This is a genomic window from Nocardia mikamii NBRC 108933 (assembly GCF_001613505.1).
In the GTDB taxonomy this organism is placed as follows: Bacteria; Actinomycetota; Actinomycetes; order Mycobacteriales; family Mycobacteriaceae; genus Nocardia; species Nocardia mikamii.
Genome location: NZ_BDCM01000013.1, coordinates 287,839 through 311,575 on the forward strand (window position 1 = coordinate 287,839; position 23,737 = coordinate 311,575).

Below are 23,737 nucleotides of genomic sequence, written 5' to 3' on the forward strand. Positions count from 1 at the left end.
GAAAACACTCCTCGAACTCGAAAGCTGTTGTCACACGAAGGCGTTCACGCCGGTGAGGGCGCGGCCGATGAGTAGTTTCTGAATCTGGCTGGTGCCCTCGTAGAGGGTCAGCACCCGCGCGTCGCGCAGATACTTCGACACCGGGTATTCGTCGATGTAGCCGTACCCGCCGAAAACCTGGATGGCGTTGTTCGCGGCCTTCACCGCGGCCTCGCTGGCGAACAGCTTCGCCACCGACGCCTCGGTGCCGAACGGCTTTCCCCGGTCGACCAGGTCCGCGACCCGCCAGGCCAGCAGTCGCGCGGCGTCCACGTCGACGGCGATATCGGCGATCAACTCCTGGACCAGCTGATAGGTGGCGATCGGTTTGCCGAACTGTTCGCGTTCTCCGGCGTAGCGCACGGCGGCCTCGAGGCAGGCACGGGCGACGCCGACACATCCCGCGGCCACGCCCATGCGCCCCTTGTCGAGGGCTGCCATCGCGATCCGGAACCCGTGCCCCTCGTCGCCGAGTCGCGCCGAATCCGGCACCCGCACCCCGTCGAGCACGATTTCCGCGGTGGCCTGGCCGCGCAGGCCGAGTTTGCCCTTGATCTCGGTGCGGCCGAAACCCGGTGCGTCCGTTGGTACCAGGAAGGCGGTAACCCCCTTGGGTCCCGGTTCTCCCGTGCGAGCGAAGATCAGCGCGATATCGGCCCAGGTGCCGTTGGTGATGAACATCTTGGTGCCGGTGAGCACCCAGTCCTCGCCGTCGCGGACGGCGCGGGTGGTCAGATTCGCCGCGTCGGATCCGGTGCCCGGTTCGGTGAGGCCGAAGCAGCCCAGCGACTCGCCCGCGCACAGTCGCGGCAGCCAGTCCCGCTTCTGCTGTTCGCTGCCGTAGCTCTTGATCGACTTGCCGACCAGGCCGAGCGAGACCGACACGATGCCGCGCACCGAACTGTCACCGCGGCCGAGCTCTTCGAGTAGCACGCAGTACGACAGCGCGTCGCCGCCCGAGCCGCCGTATTCCTCCGGGATCTCGATGCCGAGAAAGCCCATGTCACCGAGCTTGCGCACGATCGAGGTATCCACCGATTCGGCGCGGTCCCAGGCCGCGGCATAGGGCACGACCTCCTTGTCGACCCACGCGCGGGCGACCTCGCGCAGCTCGCGGTGGGCATCGCCGAGTTCCAGATCCATGAGGGAAACTCCTAACCGAACGTTGTTAGGTATCTACCGCCACGATAAACTAACACTGTTCGGATGTTCAAGGCCCCGGTCCCGGACGGTGTAGGTTGACTCGGCACGGATCGGTATCGCGGCGAAGGAGGTGGCGAGGATGCCCCGGCCACGGGTACCGCTACTGAGTCGCGAACGCATCCGCGAGACGGCACTGGAATTGATCGACCGCGACGGTCTGCCCGAGCTCTCGATGCGGAAACTGGCCGCCGAACTGGGCGTTCAGGCGGCCTCGCTGTACGGCCACTACCCCACCAAGGACGATCTGCTCGACGATATCGCCGCCGGCATCATGTCCCACGTGGACGCGTCGGCGTTCGAAACCGCCGACTGGCGCACCGGCCTCGTCTCGTGGGCGCGTTCCTACCGCGCGGCCCTGGTCCGCCACCCCAACTTCGTCCCCTACCTGGCCTCGGGCCCCGGTAAGCGCGAGGAGAATCTGCGCGCGGCCGACGCCGTGCACGGCGGCCTGGTCGGCGCCGGCTGGCCACCCCGCCAGGCCACCATGATCGGCGCGGCCACCCGCTATGTGGTGATGGGCTCGACCATCGGCTCGTTCTCCCGAGGCTTCGTCGACGACGTCCAGGTCTATCGCGACCGTTATCCGCACCTGGAACAGGCGCACCTGCTGCGCGCCAAGGCCGACGAAATCGACTCGGAGAGTTTCGAATTGGCGCTGGAGTCGTTCGTCACGGGCCTGGAGATCCGCTTCGCCGCCATCCAGCAGCGCCGCGCCCGCCGCCGCGAGAAATCCACCGAGGGCTGACACCGTTCGCGTGCCGGTTCATGCGGCAGAAAACGCCGCGGGCCGGCTCGGACAATGATTCCGAGCCGGCCCGGGGGGGGGTACAGCGATCTCACAGATCGGCGAAGACCGACCGGACCTCGTCCTCGGTCAGCCCGTAGTCGGCCAGCGAATACTTGTGCGCGGGTTTGCGATCGCCCGATTTGCTCTCCTCGTCGAGCGCCCGCATCGCATTGCGGGCGGGCTCGGTGTAATCCAGCCCGAAGGTCGAATAGATCTTCTCGACGGTGCCGAACGGGTCCGCCCGCAGATCCTCGAATTGAACGTCGAGGAACTGGTCAGGGTTGTAACGCCCACGCGCGGAATTGAATTCGCGCAGGCCCCGGGACCACAACTCCAGCTGGGTGCGGCCGATCGTCTCGCCGACGAAGGTGTTCGACCAGCCCTTGGTGGCCTGTTCGGACAGGCTGCACGAGGAACCGACGATGGTCACCGGATCGCGGTGGGTCTGGACGATCAGCGCGTCGGGGTAGACCTCCATCAGCGCGTCCAGCGCGAACAGGTGGCTGGGGTTCTTCAGTACCCAGCCCCTGGAATCACCGAGGCCGATCAACTGCAGATTGCGCTTGTGCCGCTCGTAGGCGTTGGTCCAGTCCTGCTTCTGCAACCACTGCGAGTACGTCGGCAGGTAGGCCAGCGATTCGTAGGCGATCGACTTCACGGTCTGGCGCAGCAGCTGCCAGCATTCCTCCACCTCGGCCGCGCTCATGTAGTGCAGGCCCATGAATTCCGGATTGTCGATGTGATGCTGCGCGAAACCGGCATCGATCTGCTGGAACACCGGATTGTCGGCCCAGGTCTCACGCGGCGGACGCGGCTGCGGCAGTTCGGTCAGCCACATCTCCAGCGCCTGATGCTGCGGGTCGGCGGCCAGCAGCCGATGCAGCGCCGTGGTGCCGGTGCGAGGCAGGCCGGTGACGAAGATCGGCCGCTGGACAGCGGTCTCGGCGTACCCGGGATTGGCCTGCCAGGACGCCTCGCTCAGTGCCCGCGCGACCAGTGCGCCGCGCAGGAAGTAGCGATTCATCTTGGAACCGAGTTCGGTCAGGTCGGCGTCGCGCCGATAGGAGTCGAGCAGCACACCGAGTGCCTCGGTGTAGTCGTCGGGGCCGAAATCGGTGAGGCCGCACGCCTTCGTGGCGGATGCGTGCAGATCCTCGACGGTGCCGACGTTGGTACGAGCGGTCATGAAATTCTGTTCCTCACACGTGGTATTCGCCGCAGTTGACGTCCAGGGTCTGGCCGGTGATGGCACTGGCCCACTCGGAGGCGAGAAACACCACGGCCCTGGCGATCTCGTCCGGTTCGGGCAGACGTTTGAGATCCGACCGGGAGGCGGTCTGTTCGTACACCTGCTCGACCGTGATGCCGTATTTCTTGGCGACCTCACCGAAATACCACTTCAGCTGATCGGCCCAGATGTAGCCGGGCGCCACACTGTTGACCCGAATCCCCTTGGCGCCCAGTTCCGTTGCCAGCGTCTGCGACATCGCCAGCAGCGCCGATTTCGCGACCTTGTAGCTGCCGTAGCGCGGTTCGGAATGCCGCAGCACCGACGAATTGATCATCACCACCGCGCCGCGGGTCTTGGCCAGTTCGTCGGTGAAGGCCTGCGTCGCCCGCAGTGTGCCGAGAACGGTCAACTCCAGGCTGTCGCTGATCTGCTGAAAGTCGGTGCGCGCCAGCGATTTCATCGACGGCATCGCGAACGCGTTGTTGATCAGCGCGTCGACCCGGCCGAAGGTCTCGACCGTGCGCTCGACCAGATTCGCCACCGCGGCATCGTCGGTGATGTCGGTCGGCACGATCAGGCTCGTCCCGCCCGCGCCGTCGATCTCGTCGGCCACCTCCCGCAGCCGCGATTCGGTGCGCGCGGCCAGGACCACCTTCGCACCGGCCGCGGCCGCCTGCACGCACAAGGCGCGGCCCAGTCCGGGGCCCACGCCGCTGATCACGACCACCTTGTCGGCCAGCAGGCCCGTTCCGGCGCTCATCCGAGCATCCGATCGGCGAAACCGCGCTGGCGGTCGGCGATGCGGGCCCGCCAGCCCTGCTCGTCGATGCGGTTGAGGTCGTAGTGCGGCAGCTGCGCCGCCACCTCGTCGAACGGCACCAGGGCGAATTGTGGCCCGTCCGCCGGGGTCATCTCGCGGGCGACGCGCTGCCACCGGAACTGCAGGATGCCGCGGCGGCGGCCGGTGGTCTCGATCCAATTGGCGATGCCCGGGTTGCGCGCCGAGACCACCATGCGGATCATTCCGTCCGGATCGACCTGGGCCTGCGCGCTGTTGAGGCTGGTCTGATGGTTGACGTAGTCGAGCGAGATGTACCAGCGGCTGCCGAGCTGGAATCCCTGATAGGGCGCATCGGATTTCGGCACCGTGATCACCAGCGCCTGGTCGTCGTCGAGATCGAAGTGGCCGACCGAGGAGTACTGCGTGCTGAGCCCGCCCGGGGTCAGCCGCGGTTCGGTGAGGGTGTTCACCGGCAGGTCGAGGTAGAACCACTTGGGGAAGTTGAACCAGGTGTGGATGCGCTGCACCAGCGCCCGAGCCGCGGCCCGATACCGCTTGCGCAGCTGGTCGACACCGGGCTCGGGCGCCGCGGTGCCGATGGTGTCGAGGCGCTCGATGCGGATACTGCCCTTCGTTTCCGCGTTCCAGTCGCCGTAGACCTCGCGCACCGCGAGCATCGAGGCGCCCTCGCCGAGGACGAAATAGTTGGGCCCGGCATCGGCTTTCGGCGGCCCGAAGCGGAGCTGGTAGCTGCCGTCCTCGGCGATCTGCAGGCGGCGGTCGTCGAAGGCGTCGTCACCGTTGGGCACGTCGGTGGCGGTGTAGTCGCCGCGCAGCACCTGGAAGCTGAGGTCGACGGTGCTGCCGCGGACACCGGTGAGCAGATATTCCGCACCCGGCTCGACATTGGCGTGGTAGTAGAGCGTATCCGGGTTGTCCAGGCCCATTTTCGCGTGCGGGCCGGTCGAGCTCACGAAGTACGGGTGGCTGGTGCCGTGCGTGCCCGAGAGCTGCAGGCAGGCGGCGATACTGCCGGCGAGGTAGTCGTAGCCCTCGGCGAGATCCTTCTCGTCGTGGATGAAATCCGCTGCCGCGATCAGCTTCTCGGCCTCGGCGATCGCCGCGGTGAAGGGTTCGGTGAGCGACCCGCCGGCCGGAAGTCCGTTTCCGGCGGCGGTAGCGGTTCCCGGTGACGATCCTGTCGATGTACTCATGTCGTCCTTGCGTGTTGTGCGGGCAGAACTGCGGTTCACAGTCTCAGTTCGCGGCGGATCAGCGCGGCGATTTCGGCGGGTGAGCCGTGATCGGGGGTGATCACGAGCTCGGCGTGTTCGGGACGTTCGTAGGGTGAGTCGATACCGGTGAACTCCGGCAGCCGGCCCGCGCGAGCCTTGGCGTACAAGCCCTTCGGATCCCGGCGCTCACACACCTCCAGCGGGGTGTCGACGAAGATTTCGTGGAAGTCCAGGCCGCTCGCGGCGTGCACACCGCGCGCCTGTTCGCGCTGGTCGGCGAACGGGCTGATCACCGAGACGATGGCGATCAGACCGGCGTCGGCGAACAGCGAGGCGACCTGGGCCACCCGGCGGATGTTCTCGCGCCGGTCCTCGTCGGTGAAACCGAGGTCGGCATTGAGCCCGTGCCGCAGATTGTCGCCGTCGAGCCGATAGGCCGGGCGGCCGGCGGCCACCAGCTGGCGCTCCAATTCCACGGCGATCGTGGACTTTCCGGAGCCGGACAGACCGGTCAGCCACACCGTCGCACCGGCGTGCGGACGCTCGCCGCGCCCCACCGACGAGCTGTGCCAGACGACGTCCGCACGCACCACCGCGGGTGCGGCCGAGGCGTCAGGCACGGACTCCGGTCCGGTGTCGCGGGCCAGGATCATCCCGGCGGCCACGGTCTGGTCGGTGTCCTCGTCGACGAGGATGAAGCTGCCGGTGCGGCGATTGTCGCGGTAGCTGTCGACCATCAGCGGACGCTGGCTGCGCAGGGTGAGACGACCGATGTCGTTGAGCGCCAAGGCTTCCGCGTCGGTGACGCGGTGCAGGGTGTTGACGTCGAGCCGGTAGTCGAGTTCATGGACCTGGACGCGGGTGGTCTGGGCGGCGGTGCGGATCGAGTAGCGCGCCCCGGGGCGCAGTTCGGTGGTCTCGGAGAACCAGCACACCATGGCGTCGACCTCGCCGGCGATATGCGGCCGGTTTCCGGGACGGGCCAGCATATCTCCGCGCCCGACGTCGACCTCGTCGTCGAGTTCCACCGAGACCGCCATCCCGGTGAACCCCTCGTCCACCTTCACCCCGCCCGGCCCCCAGATCCGCGCGACCCGCGACGAGCGCCCGGACGGAAGGACGACCACCTCGTCGCCGGGTTTGAAGATGCCGCCCGCGATGGTTCCGGCATAGGTGCGATGGCCGGCCCCACCGGCGCCGGCGTCGGTGGCGTGCGGGCGGATCACGTACTGCACCGGCAGCCGCGCATCGATCAGATTGCGGTCCGAGGCGATATGCACCTGTTCGAGGTGGCTCAGCAGCGGCGGGCCCGCAAACCACGGCGTATGGGCGGAAGCGGTGACCACGTTGTCGCCGTGCAGCGCCGAGACCGGCACGAAACTCAGGTCGCCGACGGTCAGCTTCGCCGCGAAATCGGCGAATTCCTCGCGGATCTCCTCGAACCGCGCGGCCGACCAGTCCACCAGATCCATCTTGTTCACGCACACCACCAGGTGCGGCACCCCGAGCAGCGAGGCCAGGAACGCATGCCGGCGGGTCTGCTCGACCACGCCCTTGCGCGCGTCCACCAGGATCAACGCCAGATCGGCCGTGGAGGCGCCGGTCACCATATTGCGCGTGTACTGCACGTGGCCCGGGGTGTCGGCGATGATGAACTTGCGGCGCGGCGTGGTGAAGTAGCGGTAGGCCACGTCGATGGTGATGCCCTGTTCCCGTTCGGCGCGCAGGCCGTCGGTCACCAGCGCCAGATCGGTCGCGGCATCGCCGCGTTGGGCGCTGGCCCGTTCGATGGCAGCCAGCTGATCGGAGAACAGGCTCTTGGAGTCGTAGAGCAGACGGCCGATGAGGGTGGACTTGCCGTCGTCGACGCTGCCCGCCGTCGCGAGACGTAACAGATTGCGGCTCATCAGAAGTAGCCCTCCCGCTTGCGGTCTTCCATCCCGGATTCGGAGATGCGGTCGTCGGCGCGGGTGGCGCCGCGTTCGGTGAGCCGGGTGATCGCGGTCTCGGCGATCACCGCCGCCGGATTGCCGGCCTCGCTCTCGATACATCCGGTGCAGGTGGCGTCGCCGACGGTGCGGAACCGGACCGTCGTCTCGAACACCGGCTCGTCCGCGCCCGGGGTCAGGAAAGGATTGGCGGCCAGCAACATTCCGTCCCGCCGGAAGACCGGGCGGCGGTGCGCGTAGTACAGCGGCGGCAGTTCCACCGCCTCGCGGTCGATGTACTCCCAGATGTCGAGTTCGGTCCAGTTCGACAGCGGGAACACGCGGATATGCTGGCCCGCACGGTGTTTGCCGTTGTAGAGGTTCCACACCTCCGGGCGCTGCGCCCGCGGCTCCCAGGCGCCGAATTCGTCGCGGAAACTGAACACCCGCTCCTTGGCGCGTGCCTTCTCCTCGTCGCGCCGCGCGCCGCCGAACACGGCATCGAAGCGGTGTTCGGCGATCGCGCGCAGCAATGTGGTGGTCTGCAACCGATTCCGGCTCTCCCCCGGGCGTTCGGTCACCCGCCCGGCGTCGATATCATCCTGCACCCGCGCCACCAGCAGCCGCGCACCGAGCCTGGCCGCCGTGCGATCGCGGAAGTCGATCACCTCGTCGAAATTGTGCCCGGTGTCGACGTGCAGCAGCGCGAACGGCAGCGCCGCCGGCCAGAACGCCTTACGCGCCAACTCCAGCATCACCGCCGAGTCCTTGCCACCGGAGAACAGCAGCACCGGTCGTTCGAAGGTGGCCGCCACCTCCCGGAAGATGTGCACCGATTCGGCCTCGAGGGCCGACAGATGCGACAGCTCGTATCCCGTCCGCATCACATTCGCCTTGTCCGCATCGCTCGCACCGCTTCCCCGGCTCCGAAATCTCGACCACTTCCGGGTTGCGGTGTCGAATATTCGACGCTATTGTTCGATATTGTGACACCGACGATAAGCGGACGCCGGTGCGTCGGTCAAGGGGCTGCCGACCCAGCGCGGGTTTCACAGCCGCACCTGGCCGCCATACCGGTGCGAAGTCGCTGCATCGACCCGCTTCGGGAGCGGAACTGCGATTGCGGCACGGCGCACGCCGACATTCAGCGCGCTCCGAGCCGGCCACCGAGCCCACCTCTCCGGGCGGACCGCACAGCAACGACCGGCGCGGTGAGCCGCCTGTGCGCACCGAACGCAGCCACCGCCCGGCACACCCGGGACCGAGACCGCGGCTGTGCGGCACCCGGGGCGTGGAAGTCCGCACCGGCGCAGGCACCAATCCAGGCCGCCGCACTCGAAGGACCACGCCCGCGGCGACCGGTACGGTGAACGGCGGTGTGACCCGTCACCGTCGGGGGCGGCGCGATCGGCGCCCGCGTGGATCAACCTGCCGACCAGGAAAGGCGCCATGTCAGAAGGCACCGACATCGCTACTCCCGCCGCCTCCGCGGGATCACCACCCACGCATCGGGTGGTGCGAGTGATCGAACTGCTGTCGCGGCGGCCCGCCGAGCACTTGTCCCTGGCGCGGATCGTGCGCGAGACCGGACTCTCGCGGGCGACGGCCCATGCGGTGCTGACCCAGCTCACGGCCGACGGCTGGACCGTGCGCGATCTCGACGGCAACTACGGCCTGGGAATGGGACTGCTCGCCGTCGCACGCCGTGCGGAGGCGGCGTTCCCGCTGCGCCGCCTGGCCGCCGATCTTCTGCGGGAATTCGTTGCCGAACAGGGCTTTCCGGTCTTCCTGGCCGAACGCGACGACGGGTCGATCATCATCACCGAGGTCGCCGGGACCCCTTCGGTGCCGTGGATCCGGCAGGGCCGCCGCCTGCCCCTCGCACCGCCGGTCGCGCGCGAATTCATCGCCTGGGCACCAGCTTCCGAACGCACCACATGGATCGACCACGCCGACCCCGCCCATCGCGAACGCCTGCTCGCGGTACTCGGCGCCGTCCGCGCCCGTGGCTACTCGGTCGAACGCCTCGCCGACGAATCGGCGCCCGTACTCGAAGCTCTTGCCGCTCTGCGCAATTCACCGGTCACCGACCCCCTTCGCAACCGCCTCGGCAGCATGATCAGCGACCTGATCACCATCGACTACCTCCCCGACGAACTCGGCGCCGAGAACGCCGTGGTCACCGTAGCCGCCCCCATCTTCGCCGGCGACCGCGTCATCGCCGCCGTAGTCGCCTGCCCCGACACCCGCCTGTCCGCCCAGCACCTCACCGACCTCGGCGCAGCGATCACCGCCACCGCAGCAAAGATCAGCCGAACCACCACCGGCACCTGATCGCCGTGCTTGACGTGCCCGAGCACAGAAATAACCCCACCGCCCACCGGTTCCACGCGCGGCGACGCGGCAGCAACTACGGTCGGGATGTGCCGACCACACACCTCCCACGCCGTTCGCACCCCCGCCGTGCCGTTCTCCCCCTGCGGATTTCGATCGCCGTATCCGCACTGACCGTGGCCATGTCCGGCTGCGGGTCCGAACCCGATACGCCCGCAACGGCTACCGCCATCGCGGGCACGTCGGCCGCCACCGCGCACACGGCCGGCGACGCGACCAGCCCACCGAAGGCGTACGGGGTGACCGGCGAACTACACAGCCGGGCGTCGGTGTGGCATCGGCTCGGGCCGTGGCACGAGGTGACCCACGGCCTCGAGACCGGCTCGACCGCTCATATCCGCAGCCGGGCTGACCGGCCTGCTCGAGCGCTTGTCCCCGGCGGATCAACCACGCAGCCGGTAGCTGGGGCTCGGGTTCGCCGCGACGTAGTCGGCCCAGGTGCGGGCGCCGTCGGCGTGGTCGGGACAGGTGTTGTCGCCGGCACGGAAGGCCCGCGCGATCTTGCCGGGGAGCCGGAGCGGCACCGTCCGCCGAGGGCGCCCGTAATGCTGCTGCCACGTCGTCACCAGCTCGCCCAGCGTGGCTACCTGCGGTCCGCCGAAATCTGCTGCACGGCTACGGGGTTCCCCTTCGACCAGGTCGGCCAGGCGGGTGGCCACATCGTCGGTGGCGACCGGCTGGAAGCGAAAATCCAAGGGCAGCGGGGCGATCGGGAGCTTCTGCACACCGGACAGGACCGCGGCGATCAGGTCGTGGAACTGGGTCGCGCGCTGAATCGTGTGCGGCACACCGCTGTCGGCGATCAATTGCTCGCAGGCGAGTTTGTTGCGGTAATAGCCGAAGGGGATGCGGTCGATGCCGACGATCGACACGTAGATCAGGTGCCGCGCTCCCCCGGCGACCGCGAGCAGATTCCGCGTCTGCTCGATATCCGGTTTACCGAACCGCCGGAAATCCGAGGCCGCGTGCACGATCGACTCCGCGCCCTCGGCAGCGTCGCGCACCCCGGCCCCCGTCGTCAGATCCCCCACGTGCGTTCCCGCACCCGGGCGTCGCGAGAGCACCCGCACGTCGTGCCCGCGTTCCCGCAGCCGATCCACGACGTGCCGCCCGAGCGCGCCCGTTCCACCGGTCACCAGCACTGTGCTCATGCCTCCACCCAACCCCGCCCCCGCGGTCCGGGCAAGCACCCGACAGCCGATGTCACATCCGAATCACCACCGACCGGCACCATCCCTGGAGCGACGGGAAGGGGCTGGAATCGGTTCCGTGGTTGCACGACGGCGCGGCCCTCATGATGTTCGCGCCGACGGTGGCCGTTCTGGTCGCGCGGGCTCTCGACACCAGCATGCTGGTCGCGATACTGCTCGAATGCCTCACCACGGCCGTCGTCGCCACGGTGCCGAACGCTCTCGGCGAGGAGATCGGCTGGCGCGGTGGCTACTGCCCCGGCTGATCTCGCGCCACGGAATCGCGGTAGCGCTGGTCGCGACGGGCGTGATCTGGGCGCTGTGGCATGCTCCGCTCACCCTGCTCGGCTACGGCTTCACCGATATCGGCGCCTGGTCCGCCGTGGCCTACATCCCATTCTGCATCTGCTTCGGCGCGTTCCTCGGCCGGCTTCGCCTGCGGTCGCAGAGCGTGTGGCCGGCCGCCGTCGCACACGCCTCCTGGACGCCGGCGCGATGGTCTTCGCCGCGGAGCAGTCGAGCGCCTCACGGGACGAGTCGCACACGCTGCTGAGCGGTTCCGGCATCCCGGGCTGGATCGTGTGGGCGGCCGTCGCGACCGCGTTGTTCGCCTTCGCGCCGATCGCGCAAACCCCCGCACCTGCACCGCACACTTCGGTGCAGACGTAGCGCCGCTACTGTGGTTAGCTTTGAGGCCATGAGTACCACGCTCGCTGCTCTTCCGGAGGAATACCTGCCCCGCGACACCGCGGATGTCGTTCGCACAGTGCGAGATTCACGACCGCAACCGCTGACCGTGCGCGGCGGCGAACACAGCAGCGAGCACCTCGACGACGAACCGGCCCCGCCCGACCGTCGCATCGTGATGTCGCTGCGGCGGATGAACCGGGTGCAGGCGGTCGACGCCGACGCGCGACTGGTACGGGTGCAGGCCGGCGCACGCCTGTCCGATATCGATCGCACCCTGGCCGCGCACGGCCTCGGGCTGCCGATCGTCGGCGACCACCGCGAGATCACCGCCGGCGGTTTCGCGGCCGTCGGCGGGCTCAGCGCGGCCTCACACCGCTACGGCATGTTCAGCGACAACGTGGTCGCCCTCGAATACGTGGACCCCGAGGGCAGATTCGGCACCTGCGGGCGCACCCACCACGCCGACCGATTCCGGCGCATCCTCGGCGGAGCCGGGCGCACCGGCATCATCACGGCGCTGACCCTGCAAGCCATCGAGGTCGACAAGGACCACACCTGGCTCACCTCCGACGCGCACCGATTCCTCGACTTCGACACCTTCGTCGAACATTCGCACGCCGAGATCACCCGCCCCGGCGACGCTCTGTTGCAGGTCGGCCGCTGGGTGGACACCGCGCCGCTGCGGGTGTCGCGCCCGGTCGGCACCGGGAACATCCAGCTCGGCACGGTCCGCTTCGGCCAGTGGTCGAGTCTGCATCCCACCACCGCCACCCCCTCGCTGCGGGCCCGCCGCGAACTGGGCACTCGGGCGCGAAAGTCGTTGGGCGCCATCGCCTCCGCCGCGGGTGGACGCGCCGGTATGCCGGTGCGCAACGCCGCCGCCGGTGCGCTGATGTTCGCGCCGAAGGTGCTGACGCTGCGCGACGCCGAATATCTCGCCGACACGGTGATCAGCTCCTCCGAGCGCGGCCCCGCCTACCGGGTGGCGGTCTTCGCGCCCATGAGCAGCTACAGCACCGTCTTCCACCGGCTGCACGACCTGTTCGCCGACCATCGCGAACGCAGCGGCGCCATCACGGTCATCTCCGCCATGACCTACGGCGTGCGCTCCCCGGATCTGCACGAAACCGCGGGCGAGGACCACGGCTTCATCACCTTCACCTGCCGCCTGCGCCCCACCGGCACCTACTCCGGCCGCTCCGGCGCCCCGGAACTGATGCGTGACATCACCTCCGGCATCGACGACATCTGCCGCTCCGAACGCGCCCGCCGCTACCACACCCCGGACTGACCTCGCTGCGTAGACCGAACGCCCCGGCAGACATGTCGGGGCGTTCGGCTTTTCCGGCGATAACCCGAAAACAGCCCCCGGAACGACGAAGCGCCCCGGCCGAAGCCGGGGCGCTCGAGACTGCCGTCAGGTGCTCAGTGCTTTTCGGGTCCCACGTGGTACTCGAACACCAGGCCCGCGACCGAGGCCAGGACGCAGAGCACGCCCAGGCCGATCAGCCAGTACTGGAAGAACGCGAAGCCGAGCGCGGTGACCGAGGCGGAACCGGCCAGCAGGATGGGCCAGAAGCTGCCGGGCGAGAAGAAGCCCAGGTCGCCGGCGCCGTCGACGATTTCGGCCTCTTCGTAGTCCTCGGGGCGCAGATCGAGGCGGCGCGCGACGAAGCGGAAGTAGGTGCCGACGATCAGCGTCAGTCCGGCGGTCAGCACGATGGCGGTGGTACCCGCCCACTCGACGCCGGTGCGGGACTGGCCGGTGAAGAATCCGTAGACGACCGCCACGATGATGAAGAACACCGTGAGCAGCTCGAAGATGCGTGCTTCGACCTTCATGTCAGTTCAGTACCCTTCTCACTTGCTCTCGGCCTGGCTGGCTTCACGCGCGGTGCGACGGGTGTCGAACGGATGCGTGGTCGTCGCGACCGGCGACTCGCCGATGCTCGACAGCGCCTCGGCATTGGTCTTACCCGCTTCGCGGGCGGCGATGTACTTGTCGAACTTGTCCGGCGTCACGGCCCGCACTTCGAAGTTCATCATCGAGTGGAAAGTACCGCACATCTCCGCGCAGCGGCCGACGAAGGCGCCCTCGTGCTCGATCTTGGTGATCTGGAAGGTGTTGTCGGAGTGGTTTTCCTTCGGGTTCGGCATCACGTCGCGCTTGAACAGGAACTCCGGCACCCAGAAGGAGTGGATGACGTCGGCGGAGGCCAGCTGGAATTCCACGACCTTGTTGGTCGGCAGCACCAGCACCGGGATCTCGTTGGACGAGCCGACGGTCTCGACCTTGTCGTAGTGCAGGTAGGAGATGTCGTTGGCGGGCAGGCCGTGCACCGGTCCCGGCTGCGGGTGGCCGTCGGCGGTGCGCTCCTTGTACTCGCTCTGAATCTGCTCGTTCAGCGCCTGACGGGTCTGGTCGACCCCGTCGTAGGCCTGGCCGTTCTGGCCGACGACCTTCTGGTAGCCGAACTTCCAGTTCCACTGGAACGCGGTGACGTCGACGACCACGTCCGGGTTCGAGGTCTTCTCGTGCACGTAGTTCTGCACGACCACGGTGAAGTAGAACAGCACCGCGATGATCACGAACGGAATCGCGGTGTAGGTCAGCTCCAGCGGCACGTTGTAGCCGGTCTGCCGCGGGAACTCCGGGGAGTCCTTCTTCTTGCGGTGGAAGGCCACGGTCCAGAAGGTCAGGCCCCAGACCAGCACACCCATCGCCAGGGCGGCGACGACCGACCACGTCCACAGTTCCCGCATCCGCGTCCCCTGCGGGGTCACACCCGAGGGCCAGCCGAACCGAAGCACGGGATTGTCGATCGAGCAGCCCGAGACGAGCATCACGGTGATCCCCATGGACACCGCCAGCCCGGCCCGCCGAAGGATGCGGCCCCGCCGTACCCGGGCGGGTCGTGCCCCTATCGCTTCGCTCGCCTTGTGCGCCACGCTCAACGCCTTCCTGGTCGTCCATCCGACACGGCGCCACCCGGATGCCGGGCGGCGCGTTTTCAGCACGTTCGGGAGACTTCCGCGAGCCGCGCCGAACGCACGGCCGACCACGAGAGTTCCCGAGTACTACGCAGCGTAGACCAAACCGCCTCCCGCGTTGTCCCCGGGTCGCTTTCGACACACCGGCCACCGGGGGCGATCCCCGGCGGTACCGTCGGGCCGCTCGCGCGCGCGGGCGCGAAATCCCAGGCGGGCGCGACCGCCGCCCAGCAAGGCGACGAGCAGGCCCCCGGTGCGGCATACTCGGGGACTGGTTTCGAATGTTCTCCGCGTACCCGATCCGGAAACGAGGTTCTCGACGCAGTGTGTGGACTGCTGGGATTTCTGACCGCCGATGTGGCCACCGACTCCGTCGTACAGCAGGTGTACGACGCCTTGCAGTGCGGGCGCCATCGCGGCCCGGACGAGCGCGGCACCTGGCACGACGAACACATCATCCTGGGCTTCAACCGCCTGTCGATCATCGACATCGAGCATTCGCATCAGCCGCTGCGCTGGGGTCCGCCGGAGAATACGGAGCGTTACGCGCTGGCGTTCAACGGTGAGATCTACAACTACCTGGAGTTGCGCGCGCAGCTGAGCGAGGAGTTCGGGGCACGGTTCGCCACCGAGGGCGACGGTGAGGCGATCGTCGCGGCCTATCACCACTGGGGCACCGCGGCATTCTCCAAGCTGCGCGGCATGTTCGCCTTCGCCATCTGGGACACCGAAACCCAGGAGCTGGTGCTGGCCCGCGACCCGTTCGGCATCAAGCCGCTGTTCCTGGCCACCGGCCCAGGCGGCACCGCCTACGCCAGCGAGAAGAAGAGCCTGCTGGAACTGCTGCCCGCGCTGAATCTCTCGGACGCACTGGATCCGCGCGCCCTCGAGCACTACACGGTGCTGCAATACGTGCCGGAGCCGGAATCGCTGCACGCGTCCATCCGCCGCCTCGAATCCGGCTGCTACGCCACCCTGCGCCCCGGCGCCGCGCCGGAAGTCACCCGTTACTTCGAGCCGAACTTCCGGGTGCGCCCGTTCGCGGCGGGCTCGGAGGAGGCCCGCTACCGCGAGATCGCGGCGGTGCTCGAGGATTCGGTCGCCAAGCACATGCGCGCGGATGTCACCGTCGGCGCCTTCCTGTCCGGCGGCATCGACTCCACCGCCATCGCGGCGCTGGCGATCCGGCACAACCCGAATCTGCTCACCTTCACCTCGGCGTTCGAGCGGGAGGGGTATTCGGAGGCCGATGTGGCGGCCGAGACCGCGGAGGCGATCGGCGCGAAGCATTTCATCCGCACCGTCAGCCCCGAGGAGTTCGCGGGCGCGATCCCCGAGATCGTCTGGTATCTGGACGATCCGGTGGCCGATCCGGCGCTGGTGCCGCTGTATTTCGTGGCCCAGGAGGCGCGCAAGCACGTCAAGGTGGTGCTCTCCGGCGAGGGTTCCGACGAACTGTTCGGCGGCTATACGATCTATCGGGAGCCGTTGTCGCTCAAGCCTTTCGAGTATCTGCCGAAGGGCGTGCGGCGGCTGGCGGGCAAACTCTCGGACCGGATTCCGGACGGGACGCGCGGCAAGAGCCTGCTGCACCGCGGTTCATTGCCGCTCGAGCAGCGCTACTACGGCAATGCCCGCAGCTTCAACGATGCCCAGTTGCGTTCGGTGCTGCGCGAATTCCGCCCGGAGTGGACCCATCAGGATGTGACGGCACCGATCTACGCGCGCTCGCGCGGCTGGGATCCGGTGGCGCGCATGCAGCATCTGGACCTGTTCACCTGGTTGCGCGGCGACATCCTGGTCAAGGCCGACAAGATGACCATGGCCAATTCGCTGGAGTTGCGGGTGCCGTTCCTGGACCCCGAGGTGTTCGCGGTCGCCGAGCAGATCCCGTATCAGCAGAAGATCACCAAGGAGACCACCAAGTACGCGCTGCGCCGCGCGCTCGAGACGATCGTTCCGCCGCATGTGCTGCACCGGCCGAAACTGGGCTTCCCGGTACCGCTGCGGCACTGGCTGCGCGGACCGGAACTCTACGACTGGGCCGCCACCCAGATCGCGGAATCGCAGACCGACCATCTGCTGGACAAGTCCGCGATCAAGGCCATGCTCGAGGCGCACCGCGCCGGCAACGGCGACCACAGCCGTCGCCTGTGGACGCTGCTGGTGTTCATGATCTGGCACGGCATCTTCGTCGAGGACCGCATCAAGCCCGATATCCAGGAGCCCACCTACCCCGTGCGGCTCTAGCCGGCGGGCATCAGCGACGCGGGCGTCGTACCGCGGCCGATCACGGCCGGCGGTGCGGCGCCCGTTCCGTTTGCGGCGATCCCATCGCATACCACTCGTAGTCACGTCATCGTTTCGACGCTCTTGAACGTACCGTTAAACAGCGGTACATTAAATGACGTCAAGTCGAGCGGCCCGATCGGGCCGCGGACGGATACGCCCGAGACACGTACCGAAGGAATTCCGATGGTTCGAAACGAACTGCCCTCGAAGCTCCGCACCCGCATGTCACGCACCGTGATCACGGTCGCCATCGCGGCCGCACCGATCGTGGCGGCCGCCGCCCCCGCTCTCGCCGAACCGGCGGCGGCCCCGGCCCAGTCCCAGGAGGTACCGGCCTCCGGAACGGATCTCCAGTTCGTCCACGGCTGGGGGCACCACGGCTGGGGTCATCACGGCGGCTGGGGAATGCCGGGGTGGGGCCTGCCGCGCGGCGGCTACGGCGGCTTCTATCCGGGCTGGAACAGCCCGTGGTCGGGTGGCTACGGCTACGGGTACGGCTACTCGCCGTTCTCGACCGGCAGCGCCTCCTGACCCGATATCACAGCGGCTCGATCGCGATCGGCACGCGGCCTACCCTCGTAGCTATGTGCCGAAATATCACCGCCCTGCGCGGGCTCGAACCGGAAGCGACAGCGGAGGAGATCGAGGCGGCCGCGCTGCAGTACGTCCGCAAGGTGGGTGGTCTGAGTAGCATCTCCGCGGCCACCCGCCCCGCGGTCGACGAGGCCGTCGCCGAGATCGCCGCGGCCACCACCCGCCTGCTGGCGGCGCTGCCCGATCGCAAGGTGCCACCGAAGTCGGTTCCGCCGCTGCGGCGGCCGGAGGTGCAAGCGCGCATCGCCGCCCGCGCCTGAGCCCGGAACGGACCTGACCTGCCGCCACCACCCGGACCGTCGACAGGGTGAGGTACGGCACGGCACAGCGGTGTCATGGTGAGCCGTCGTCCCGGCTCGTGATTCACCCGGTGTTCGCCGTGGCGTGGGGTTTTCTGAACCCGGGCACGGTTGGCTGGGGGTATGGACGAGCGGGACACTGCGGGGCCGGTTTCCGATCGAGCGGATGACGGCGGAATCGGGGGAACCGGGGCGCACGACGGCGAAGCGACCGGCCCGGCCGCGGCCGCCGGGCCGCGGGGCGTGAGCCGGCGGTGGCTGTTCGGCGCCTCGGGTGCGGCGGCCGTGGCCGGACTCGCGGTGGGAGCCGGGACGACGGCGGCGTTGCACAGCGACGGAGCTACGGGAGGCGGCGGCGGGCGATTCTGGCCGCTGTCACCGGAATTGGCGACAGGTCCGGCCCGGGTGGCCGCACCGCCGGTGACGGGCTTGCACCTGCAGTTCGGTGCCGACGCCGCGCGCGAGGCCGTGGTGAGCTGGCAGAGTTCGGCGTCGGTGCGCAATCCGGTGGTGCGATTCGGCACGGCCACAACCGGGTTCGGCGCGACCGCGCCCGCGCAGACCCGGGTCTACCGGGACGCCGCCTCGGGCACCGAGGTATACGCCCATCACGCGGTACTGACCGGGCTCACCCCGGATACCGACTACATCTACGCCGCCGGACACGACGGCGCCACACCGGAATTGGGTACCTACCGCACCGCGCCCGCGGGACGGGCCGCGTTCCGCTTCACCAGTTTCGGCGATCAGGGCACTCCGACGCTCGGCAAGCTGGACAACGGCCGCTACGTCAACGACAACCTCGGCTCCCCCGTCGCCGGTGATGTCACCGCGGGGATCGAACATCTGGCCCCGCTGTTCAATCTCGTCAACGGCGATCTGTGCTACGCCAATCTCGCCACCGACCGGATCCGCACCTGGAACGACTGGTGGGCCAACAATTCCCGGTCCGCTCGCCACCGTCCGTGGATGCCGGCACCGGGTAATCACGAGAACGAACGCGGCAACGGCCCGATCGGCTACGAGGCGTTCCAGACGTATTTCACCGTGCCCGACAGCGGGGCCGAGGATCTCGCGCGCGGGCTCTGGTACGCCTTCACGGTCGGCGCGGTCCGGGTGATCGCGGTGGCAAACGACGACATCTGCCTGCAGGACGGCGGCAACTCCTACGTGCACGGCTACTCCGGCGGCGCTCAGAAGCGCTGGCTGGACAAGGAATTGGCCGCCGCCCGCGCAGACCGCGCCATCGACTGGATCGTCGTGTTCATGCACCAGACCGCGATCTCCTCGGCCGACAAGGCCAACGGCGCCGATCTGGGGATCCGCCGGGAATGGCTACCGCTGTTCGACCGCTACGAGGTCGATCTGGTGCTGTGCGGCCACGAACACCACTACGAGCGTTCCCATCCCGTCCGCGGGGTCCTCGGCAGCGACACCCTCACACCGAAACCGGTCCCGGCGGCGGTCACGCCTGCCACCGCGACCGCGCCCGAGATCATCGACACCTCGCGGGGCACAGTGCATCTCGTGATCGGCGGCGGCGGCACCTCCGTCCCCTCGAATGGGCTGTTCTTCCCCGGACAGCAGTGCCGGGTGATCACCGGTGTCGGCGCCGTCGACCCCGCCACGGGTAAGAAGGCGCCGATCTACGTGATGGAGCAGGCGCCGTGGTCGGCCTTCAAGGACCCCGACCATCCCTACGGCTTCTGCGCTTTCGACGTCGATCCCGGCGCCCCCGGCGGCCACACCACCATAACCGCCACCTACTACGCCGTCACCGACACGTTGACGCCGGTGGACAGCTTCATCCTCACCCGGCCGCGTTCCGACCACTGACCTCGGCCGCGGTCGTCGGCCTCCGTACAGAGTGAACGGCTCGCCCGCATCCACCGGCCCCGGCCACCCCGTCCTGTCCGCACATCCCCGCCCGCATCTGTCACACCGTCGACACAGCGCGAACGACTCCACCGCCCGACTGCTACGTGACGTGGATCAGATCCAGCATCCGGCGTGCCAGCTCGGCGTCGGTGGCCTCGGGTGGCGTGGCCGGCAGCCGATGCCACACGGTGAGAAGCAGGTCCGCCGCCCTGCCGGACAGAACCGTATCGGCCGCCGCCGCGCCGTGGTCGATCGTCGGCTCCGGATGGGTCAGGCGCAGCGTCCATGGCAGGCGGTCGAGGTCGGTGCAGGTGAATTGCGTTGCAGCTCCGGCAAGTTCGCCGGGCACCTCCGCTCGGGCGAGGAAGCGCGGGACGAAGACGTGCAGCCATTCGTCGACGCCGTCACCCGCGAACTCGGCGTCGATCGGCGCCGCCGCGCCGGGCCGCACGGCGTCCTGCGCATCCCACCGGTGCATCGTCGTCTCGTGTGCTTGGCGCCGCAGCCAGAACCGCACGGTCCGCCGGCCGACGAAGGTGTCGACCTCGGCGTCGAGATCCATCCCGTCCAGTTGCCGCAGCAGCAGATCGCGGCTCTCGCGATACCACTGCGACAGGTCCCCGCCGTCGGGGCGTGGCACCGGCGCGTCGTCGCCGCGCAGGAATCCCGCCGCCCACCGATGCACCCGGCCCACGTGGGAGATCAGGCGCGCCACATCCCATCCGGGGCAGGCCGCCACCGGCGCCCCGTACGCGTCCCGGGGTATCGCGGCGATCGCCTCGCCCTCGGCCACGAGTGCCGCCCGCCACCGTGAATCGTCCATGCCCGCAACCTATCCGCCGCGTCACGACGGCGCATCGCTCACGATCTCCGGTAGCCGGTCCGCACCCCAGCTGCGGTGGATGTAGCCGACGACCCGATCCAGTTCCGCGCGGTCCACCGCGGCCGGTTCGCCGCGTTCGAGCGGATCGAAATGGAAGATGTAGAGCCGCGACGCGAACTGTTCGAACGGCAGCGATCCCTCACCGAACCGTTCGCCGTGCCCGGCGGTGCCGACGACCACGCCGTCGCCCCAGTCCTGGCCGCTGTCGTTGTTCGGGTTGTAGAAGTAGACCCGCATGGTGTCCTGCGGATCGAGGCTGACGCGCAGGACGGTGATCGCGTGCCAGCCGACGAAGCGGGCGGCGCTGTCGGTGACCGCGATGCCGGCCGGCTGCGGGTGGATCAGCGGCTGATTGCCGTTGTAGAACGGGTGGTAGCTGGCGTAGAAGTGCCGCAGGAATTCATCGACGTCGATCAGCCGCCCGGTCTCCACATCGACGTTGATGCGGAACCCGCGCCCGGACCACCAGCCGTGGAATTCGGGGTTGATCCACCGATGCGGATCGCCCTCGCGGCCGGCGCAGCGCCGCCCCATCTCCGCGTAGATGCGGTCGAGATGGGGCACGACCAGCAGCGATACCGGGTCCAGATCCATCGGCAGGGTGGTCGCGACCCCGGCCCCGGCCTCCAGCGAGGAAATCGGCTGGCCCTCGAAATGCATGACGATCTCGTCGTCGCGTGCCGCCCACGCCACGGTCTGCAACAGGTAGTCGGGATCGTTGTAGGCCCACATCGACAGGGCGCGCGCCGACTGGCAGGTCGGATTGTCACCCTGCCCCACGCCCAGCGGCAGGCCCAGGATCGACAGCATCCCGGACAGCAGCCGCGCCCGCGCGTCCGGCACCGGCCCGAACACCTCGTGCAGCCGTTCCCGGGAGCGCTGCGACACCGGCAGCGCGAGTTGCCGCCACAGCGCGGGCGCGACCGGCGGTTGATACAGAATCCCCCGCTCCAGCAGCAGCGCGAGACCGTAGATGCCCTGCGCGGTCTCGACGTGCACGGCCTCCTCGATCAGGTTGCGCACGAGTTCGTGGTAGCACAGCAGGCTGTCGCGCCCGGTGCTCGACAATCCCAGCGCCTCACCGAGCAGATATTCCCCTTTGGTCAGCAGGAACCGCAGCAGCACCGCGTGATACGGCGACGCCAGCCCGGTGTCGTGCATCGAGCGCGCGAAACCCGTTGCCTCGTACTGCAATGCGCTGTCGTCCATACTTTCCAGGCGTGTGCGGTAGACCTCCACGCCCGGATCCTCCCGGCATGCGTCGGTGGTGCCGTAGAGGCTGCTGATCAGCCGGTCCGCGCCCAGCCCGGTGGCGCCGAGATCGATATCGGGATTGCTGCGGGCGACGGCGATCTGCGTGATCATCCGCTTCACCTGCTCGACCTGGATGGGACGCTGGCGCAGAATCCGCCAGATCTCGTCGACCAGATGCTCGAGCACCTTCTCGTAGCCGATTTCCTCCACCAGGTGATGCAGTAGCTCCCGCGAGACCCGCGCCATCCGCCCCTGCTGTTCGCGTTCGGCCTCGCTCGGCGGAGTGAACAGCAAGCTCAGATTGACCGCCAGCACCTGAGACAGATGCCCCAGCGCCTGTTCCGCACTCACCGACGGATGCGGGTAATCACCCTTGGCCACCGCCAGCAACCGCAGATCGCTCACCGTCTCCAGCACCATCGTGTCGGCGTTGGCGCTGCGCAGCGAACCCACGCTCAACGCGGGAATCAGGATCTCCGGATGCGCCCAGTCGGTGCCGAGGAACAGCCCGGCCGCCTCGAGCCCGCTCGCCCGCGCCCGCACCGCCGCGCAGCCGCCGGGCAGCAGCAGCACCCGCCGCAGTGCCCCCAGCACCCTGGACAGCTTGACCTGCTTACCGAAATCGCTGGTGGCGCCGAGAATTCGGGTGGCGTCGTCCAGCATGGCGAGACGTCTGTCCAGAGTGTCGTCGTCGCTGCCGAGTGGACTCAATCAGGATCCTCCCGTGATCCATTCCTGCGAGAAGGAGTCATACGTAGAAGTCGAGTTCTTCCTGTCGCTTCAGCAGGTCCCGCAGAGCGTACGGGTCTTCGCCGAAGAAGTACAGCAGACCCCAGTGATTGCCGAATGCGGTTCGCTTGGTGACCTTTTCCGCCAGCGGGGCGGTGAGTTCGTGGGTTTCGAAATATTCGTGATCCTCCGTCTCCTCCGGGATCGACAACCGGCTGACCACTCGCCGTCGCGGATAGACGCCGAACGAACCGGCGTGCCCTTTCGCATCCACCACCTCGCGGGGGAAGAACGCCTCGATCTCCTCCTCGGTGGTCTTCGGATCGAAGGCGAGTACCAGCGCGTGATAGGCGTTGAAACCGTATGCGCGCTCCAGCAATTCGAATACCTTGAAACCGGGCGGGCGATAGGCGACCTCGCCGAAATACATCTCGCCGTCGCTGGTGACGAAGTATTCCGGGTGCACGAACCCGAATTCGATATCGAAGGTTTTGATCAGCTTTTCCACCTGGCGGGTGATCTCCGGACGATACTTCTCCAGTTCCGGCGTGGCGGGGACGAAGACGGAGTAGCCGAGCCGCACATATTCGGAGATGTTGAGGAATCGGATCTTGCCGTCGTGGATCCACGCCTCGACCGCGAATTCCCAACCGTCCAAATGGGATTCCATCAGCACCGGGAACTCGTCGTCGGGGATCGCGTCGATCTCGTCGGGGGTGCGGATCACGCGGTGCCCGAGGCAGCCGGCCTTGTCGAATGCCTTGATGTGGATCGGATCGTTCGGATCGCCGTCGAGTTTCAGCAGGGTCTGGTTGACGCGCTTGAGGAACCGGATGACGTCGTCACGCTCGTGCGCCTCCTCGAAGATGCCCACTCGGATACCGCCCAGCTGCGCACGCCGTTTCATCAGCGATTTGTCGCGCAGCAGCATGGCCTGGCCGAGCAGCCGCGGATTGTCCAACAGCACCGAATTGATCGCGCCCGCCCATTCCACGGTCTCCTCGAAGATCGGGATGGCGACGTCGACGCCCATCTCCTTCAGGGTTTCCGCGATTTCCACGGACCAGTCGTTGAGTCGTTCGAAATTCCAGCAAAGATAGGGGATGTCGTGTTCGGTGCAGTACTCCTCTGCCCACTCCGGAGCCACCACGACATAGCGCCGATCGAATCGGTCCACCGCTTCGACCGCGTTCAGACTCCAACCCAGCAGGGCGACATAGCCTTTGTCCGGGTTCCTGCTCTTCGATTCACGGGATGACATCGACAAACCTGCTCCCCTCTTCGACCTCGGTGCACGTTCGTCGATTGCGAGGTCGTCTTGTCGCGCGGTGGTCCTGCG

General features: G+C 68.0%; 22 protein-coding genes. 10 read left to right on the plus strand and 12 right to left on the minus strand.

Annotated elements, in window-relative coordinates:
- Positions 1–30: 30 nt before the first annotated feature.
- Positions 31–1,182, minus strand: a complete 1,152-nt coding sequence (locus NMI01S_RS19400) for an acyl-CoA dehydrogenase family protein (RefSeq protein WP_062999128.1) — start codon at positions 1,180–1,182, stop codon at positions 31–33.
- 139 nt (positions 1,183–1,321) lie between these two features.
- On the opposite strand from NMI01S_RS19400, the gene NMI01S_RS19405 reads away from it, so the two are divergent.
- Positions 1,322–1,987 (plus strand): TetR/AcrR family transcriptional regulator, encoded by a 666-nt coding sequence (locus NMI01S_RS19405; protein WP_036500199.1) that lies wholly within the window; start codon positions 1,322–1,324, stop codon positions 1,985–1,987.
- A 91-nt stretch (positions 1,988–2,078) separates the two neighbouring features.
- On the opposite strand, the gene NMI01S_RS19410 is transcribed toward NMI01S_RS19405, so the two are convergent.
- Genes NMI01S_RS19410 through cysD form a run of 5 tightly spaced genes read right to left on the minus strand, consistent with a single transcriptional unit; the run spans position 2,079 to position 8,088 of the window.
- Positions 2,079–3,215, minus strand: a complete 1,137-nt coding sequence (locus NMI01S_RS19410; RefSeq protein WP_062999130.1) for a sulfotransferase family protein — start codon at positions 3,213–3,215, stop codon at positions 2,079–2,081.
- Between the two features lie 13 nt (positions 3,216–3,228).
- The gene (locus tag NMI01S_RS19415; protein WP_062999132.1) at positions 3,229–4,020 is read right to left on the minus strand and encodes an SDR family oxidoreductase; all 792 of its coding nucleotides are present in this window, start codon (positions 4,018–4,020) and stop codon (positions 3,229–3,231) included.
- On the minus strand, positions 4,017–5,255 hold the full coding sequence (locus NMI01S_RS19420) for a hypothetical protein (protein ID WP_062999134.1): 1,239 nt from the start codon (positions 5,253–5,255) through the stop codon (positions 4,017–4,019). The genes NMI01S_RS19415 and NMI01S_RS19420 overlap by 4 nt, the downstream gene beginning before the upstream one ends.
- A gap of 35 nt (positions 5,256–5,290) precedes the next feature.
- A complete protein-coding gene (cysC, locus tag NMI01S_RS19425; RefSeq protein WP_062999136.1) occupies positions 5,291–7,183 on the minus strand; it encodes an adenylyl-sulfate kinase in 1,893 nt (630 codons plus the stop codon).
- On the minus strand, positions 7,183–8,088 hold the full coding sequence (gene cysD, locus NMI01S_RS19430; protein WP_062999138.1) for a sulfate adenylyltransferase subunit CysD: 906 nt from the start codon (positions 8,086–8,088) through the stop codon (positions 7,183–7,185). Before cysD ends, cysC begins: the two co-directional genes overlap by 1 nt.
- Before the next feature lie 565 nt (positions 8,089–8,653).
- Here cysD and NMI01S_RS19435 point away from each other — a divergent pair.
- Positions 8,654–9,538 (plus strand): IclR family transcriptional regulator, encoded by an 885-nt coding sequence (locus NMI01S_RS19435; protein ID WP_063920789.1) that lies wholly within the window; start codon positions 8,654–8,656, stop codon positions 9,536–9,538.
- Between the two features lie 443 nt (positions 9,539–9,981).
- On the opposite strand, the gene NMI01S_RS19440 is transcribed toward NMI01S_RS19435, so the two are convergent.
- Positions 9,982–10,749: an SDR family oxidoreductase gene (locus NMI01S_RS19440; RefSeq protein ID WP_062999142.1), complete on the minus strand. Its 768-nt coding sequence runs from the start codon at positions 10,747–10,749 to the stop codon at positions 9,982–9,984.
- A 143-nt stretch (positions 10,750–10,892) separates the two neighbouring features.
- On the opposite strand from NMI01S_RS19440, the gene NMI01S_RS35965 reads away from it, so the two are divergent.
- The 4 genes from NMI01S_RS35965 to NMI01S_RS19450 are packed head-to-tail and all read left to right on the plus strand — an operon-like array spanning position 10,893 to position 12,769.
- Complete coding sequence (locus NMI01S_RS35965; RefSeq protein WP_245716934.1) at positions 10,893–11,054, plus strand: hypothetical protein; 162 nt, start codon at positions 10,893–10,895, stop codon at positions 11,052–11,054.
- Between the two features lie 41 nt (positions 11,055–11,095).
- Positions 11,096–11,341 (plus strand): CPBP family intramembrane glutamic endopeptidase, encoded by a 246-nt coding sequence (locus tag NMI01S_RS36400; protein ID WP_369689921.1) that lies wholly within the window; start codon positions 11,096–11,098, stop codon positions 11,339–11,341.
- A complete protein-coding gene (locus tag NMI01S_RS35360; protein WP_062999144.1) occupies positions 11,242–11,457 on the plus strand; it encodes a hypothetical protein in 216 nt (71 codons plus the stop codon). The genes NMI01S_RS36400 and NMI01S_RS35360 overlap by 100 nt, the downstream gene beginning before the upstream one ends.
- A 28-nt stretch (positions 11,458–11,485) precedes the next feature.
- Positions 11,486–12,769 carry an FAD-binding oxidoreductase gene (locus NMI01S_RS19450; RefSeq protein ID WP_062999146.1) on the plus strand — a complete coding sequence of 428 codons (1,284 nt, stop codon included), beginning with the start codon at positions 11,486–11,488 and terminating at the stop codon, positions 12,767–12,769.
- Positions 12,770–12,903: 134 nt separating this feature from the next.
- On the opposite strand, the gene NMI01S_RS19455 is transcribed toward NMI01S_RS19450, so the two are convergent.
- Together NMI01S_RS19455 and ctaC are read right to left on the minus strand one after the other, a co-directional pair.
- Entirely contained in the window at positions 12,904–13,320 is a 417-nt protein-coding gene (locus NMI01S_RS19455) for a cytochrome c oxidase subunit 4 (protein WP_062966272.1), read from the minus strand.
- 18 nt (positions 13,321–13,338) lie between these two features.
- On the minus strand, positions 13,339–14,337 hold the full coding sequence (gene ctaC, locus NMI01S_RS19460; RefSeq protein WP_084513084.1) for an aa3-type cytochrome oxidase subunit II: 999 nt from the start codon (positions 14,335–14,337) through the stop codon (positions 13,339–13,341).
- 456 nt (positions 14,338–14,793) lie between these two features.
- On the opposite strand from ctaC, the gene asnB reads away from it, so the two are divergent.
- From asnB to NMI01S_RS19480, 4 genes are all read left to right on the plus strand, one after another.
- A complete protein-coding gene (asnB, locus tag NMI01S_RS19465) occupies positions 14,794–16,719 on the plus strand; it encodes an asparagine synthase (glutamine-hydrolyzing) (RefSeq protein WP_062999150.1) in 1,926 nt (641 codons plus the stop codon).
- Positions 16,720–16,944: 225 nt separating this feature from the next.
- Positions 16,945–17,292 carry a hypothetical protein gene (locus NMI01S_RS34950; RefSeq protein ID WP_062999152.1) on the plus strand — a complete coding sequence of 116 codons (348 nt, stop codon included), beginning with the start codon at positions 16,945–16,947 and terminating at the stop codon, positions 17,290–17,292.
- A 53-nt stretch (positions 17,293–17,345) separates the two neighbouring features.
- Positions 17,346–17,615, plus strand: a complete 270-nt coding sequence (locus NMI01S_RS19475) for a DUF2277 family protein (protein WP_039777254.1) — start codon at positions 17,346–17,348, stop codon at positions 17,613–17,615.
- A 162-nt stretch (positions 17,616–17,777) separates the two neighbouring features.
- Positions 17,778–19,490: a purple acid phosphatase family protein gene (locus tag NMI01S_RS19480; RefSeq protein ID WP_084513085.1), complete on the plus strand. Its 1,713-nt coding sequence runs from the start codon at positions 17,778–17,780 to the stop codon at positions 19,488–19,490.
- A gap of 142 nt (positions 19,491–19,632) precedes the next feature.
- Here NMI01S_RS19480 and NMI01S_RS19485 read toward each other — a convergent pair whose 3' ends face one another.
- The 3 genes from NMI01S_RS19485 to NMI01S_RS19495 form a co-directional block, all read right to left on the minus strand.
- A complete protein-coding gene (locus NMI01S_RS19485) occupies positions 19,633–20,355 on the minus strand; it encodes a maleylpyruvate isomerase family mycothiol-dependent enzyme (RefSeq protein ID WP_062999154.1) in 723 nt (240 codons plus the stop codon).
- A 21-nt stretch (positions 20,356–20,376) separates the two neighbouring features.
- Positions 20,377–22,332, minus strand: coding sequence for a hypothetical protein (locus NMI01S_RS19490; protein WP_062999156.1), 1,956 nt, complete (start codon positions 22,330–22,332; stop codon positions 20,377–20,379).
- Positions 22,333–22,417: 85 nt separating this feature from the next.
- On the minus strand, positions 22,418–23,659 hold the full coding sequence (locus tag NMI01S_RS19495; RefSeq protein ID WP_062999158.1) for an ATP-grasp domain-containing protein: 1,242 nt from the start codon (positions 23,657–23,659) through the stop codon (positions 22,418–22,420).
- Between the last annotated feature and the right edge of the window lie 78 nt (positions 23,660–23,737).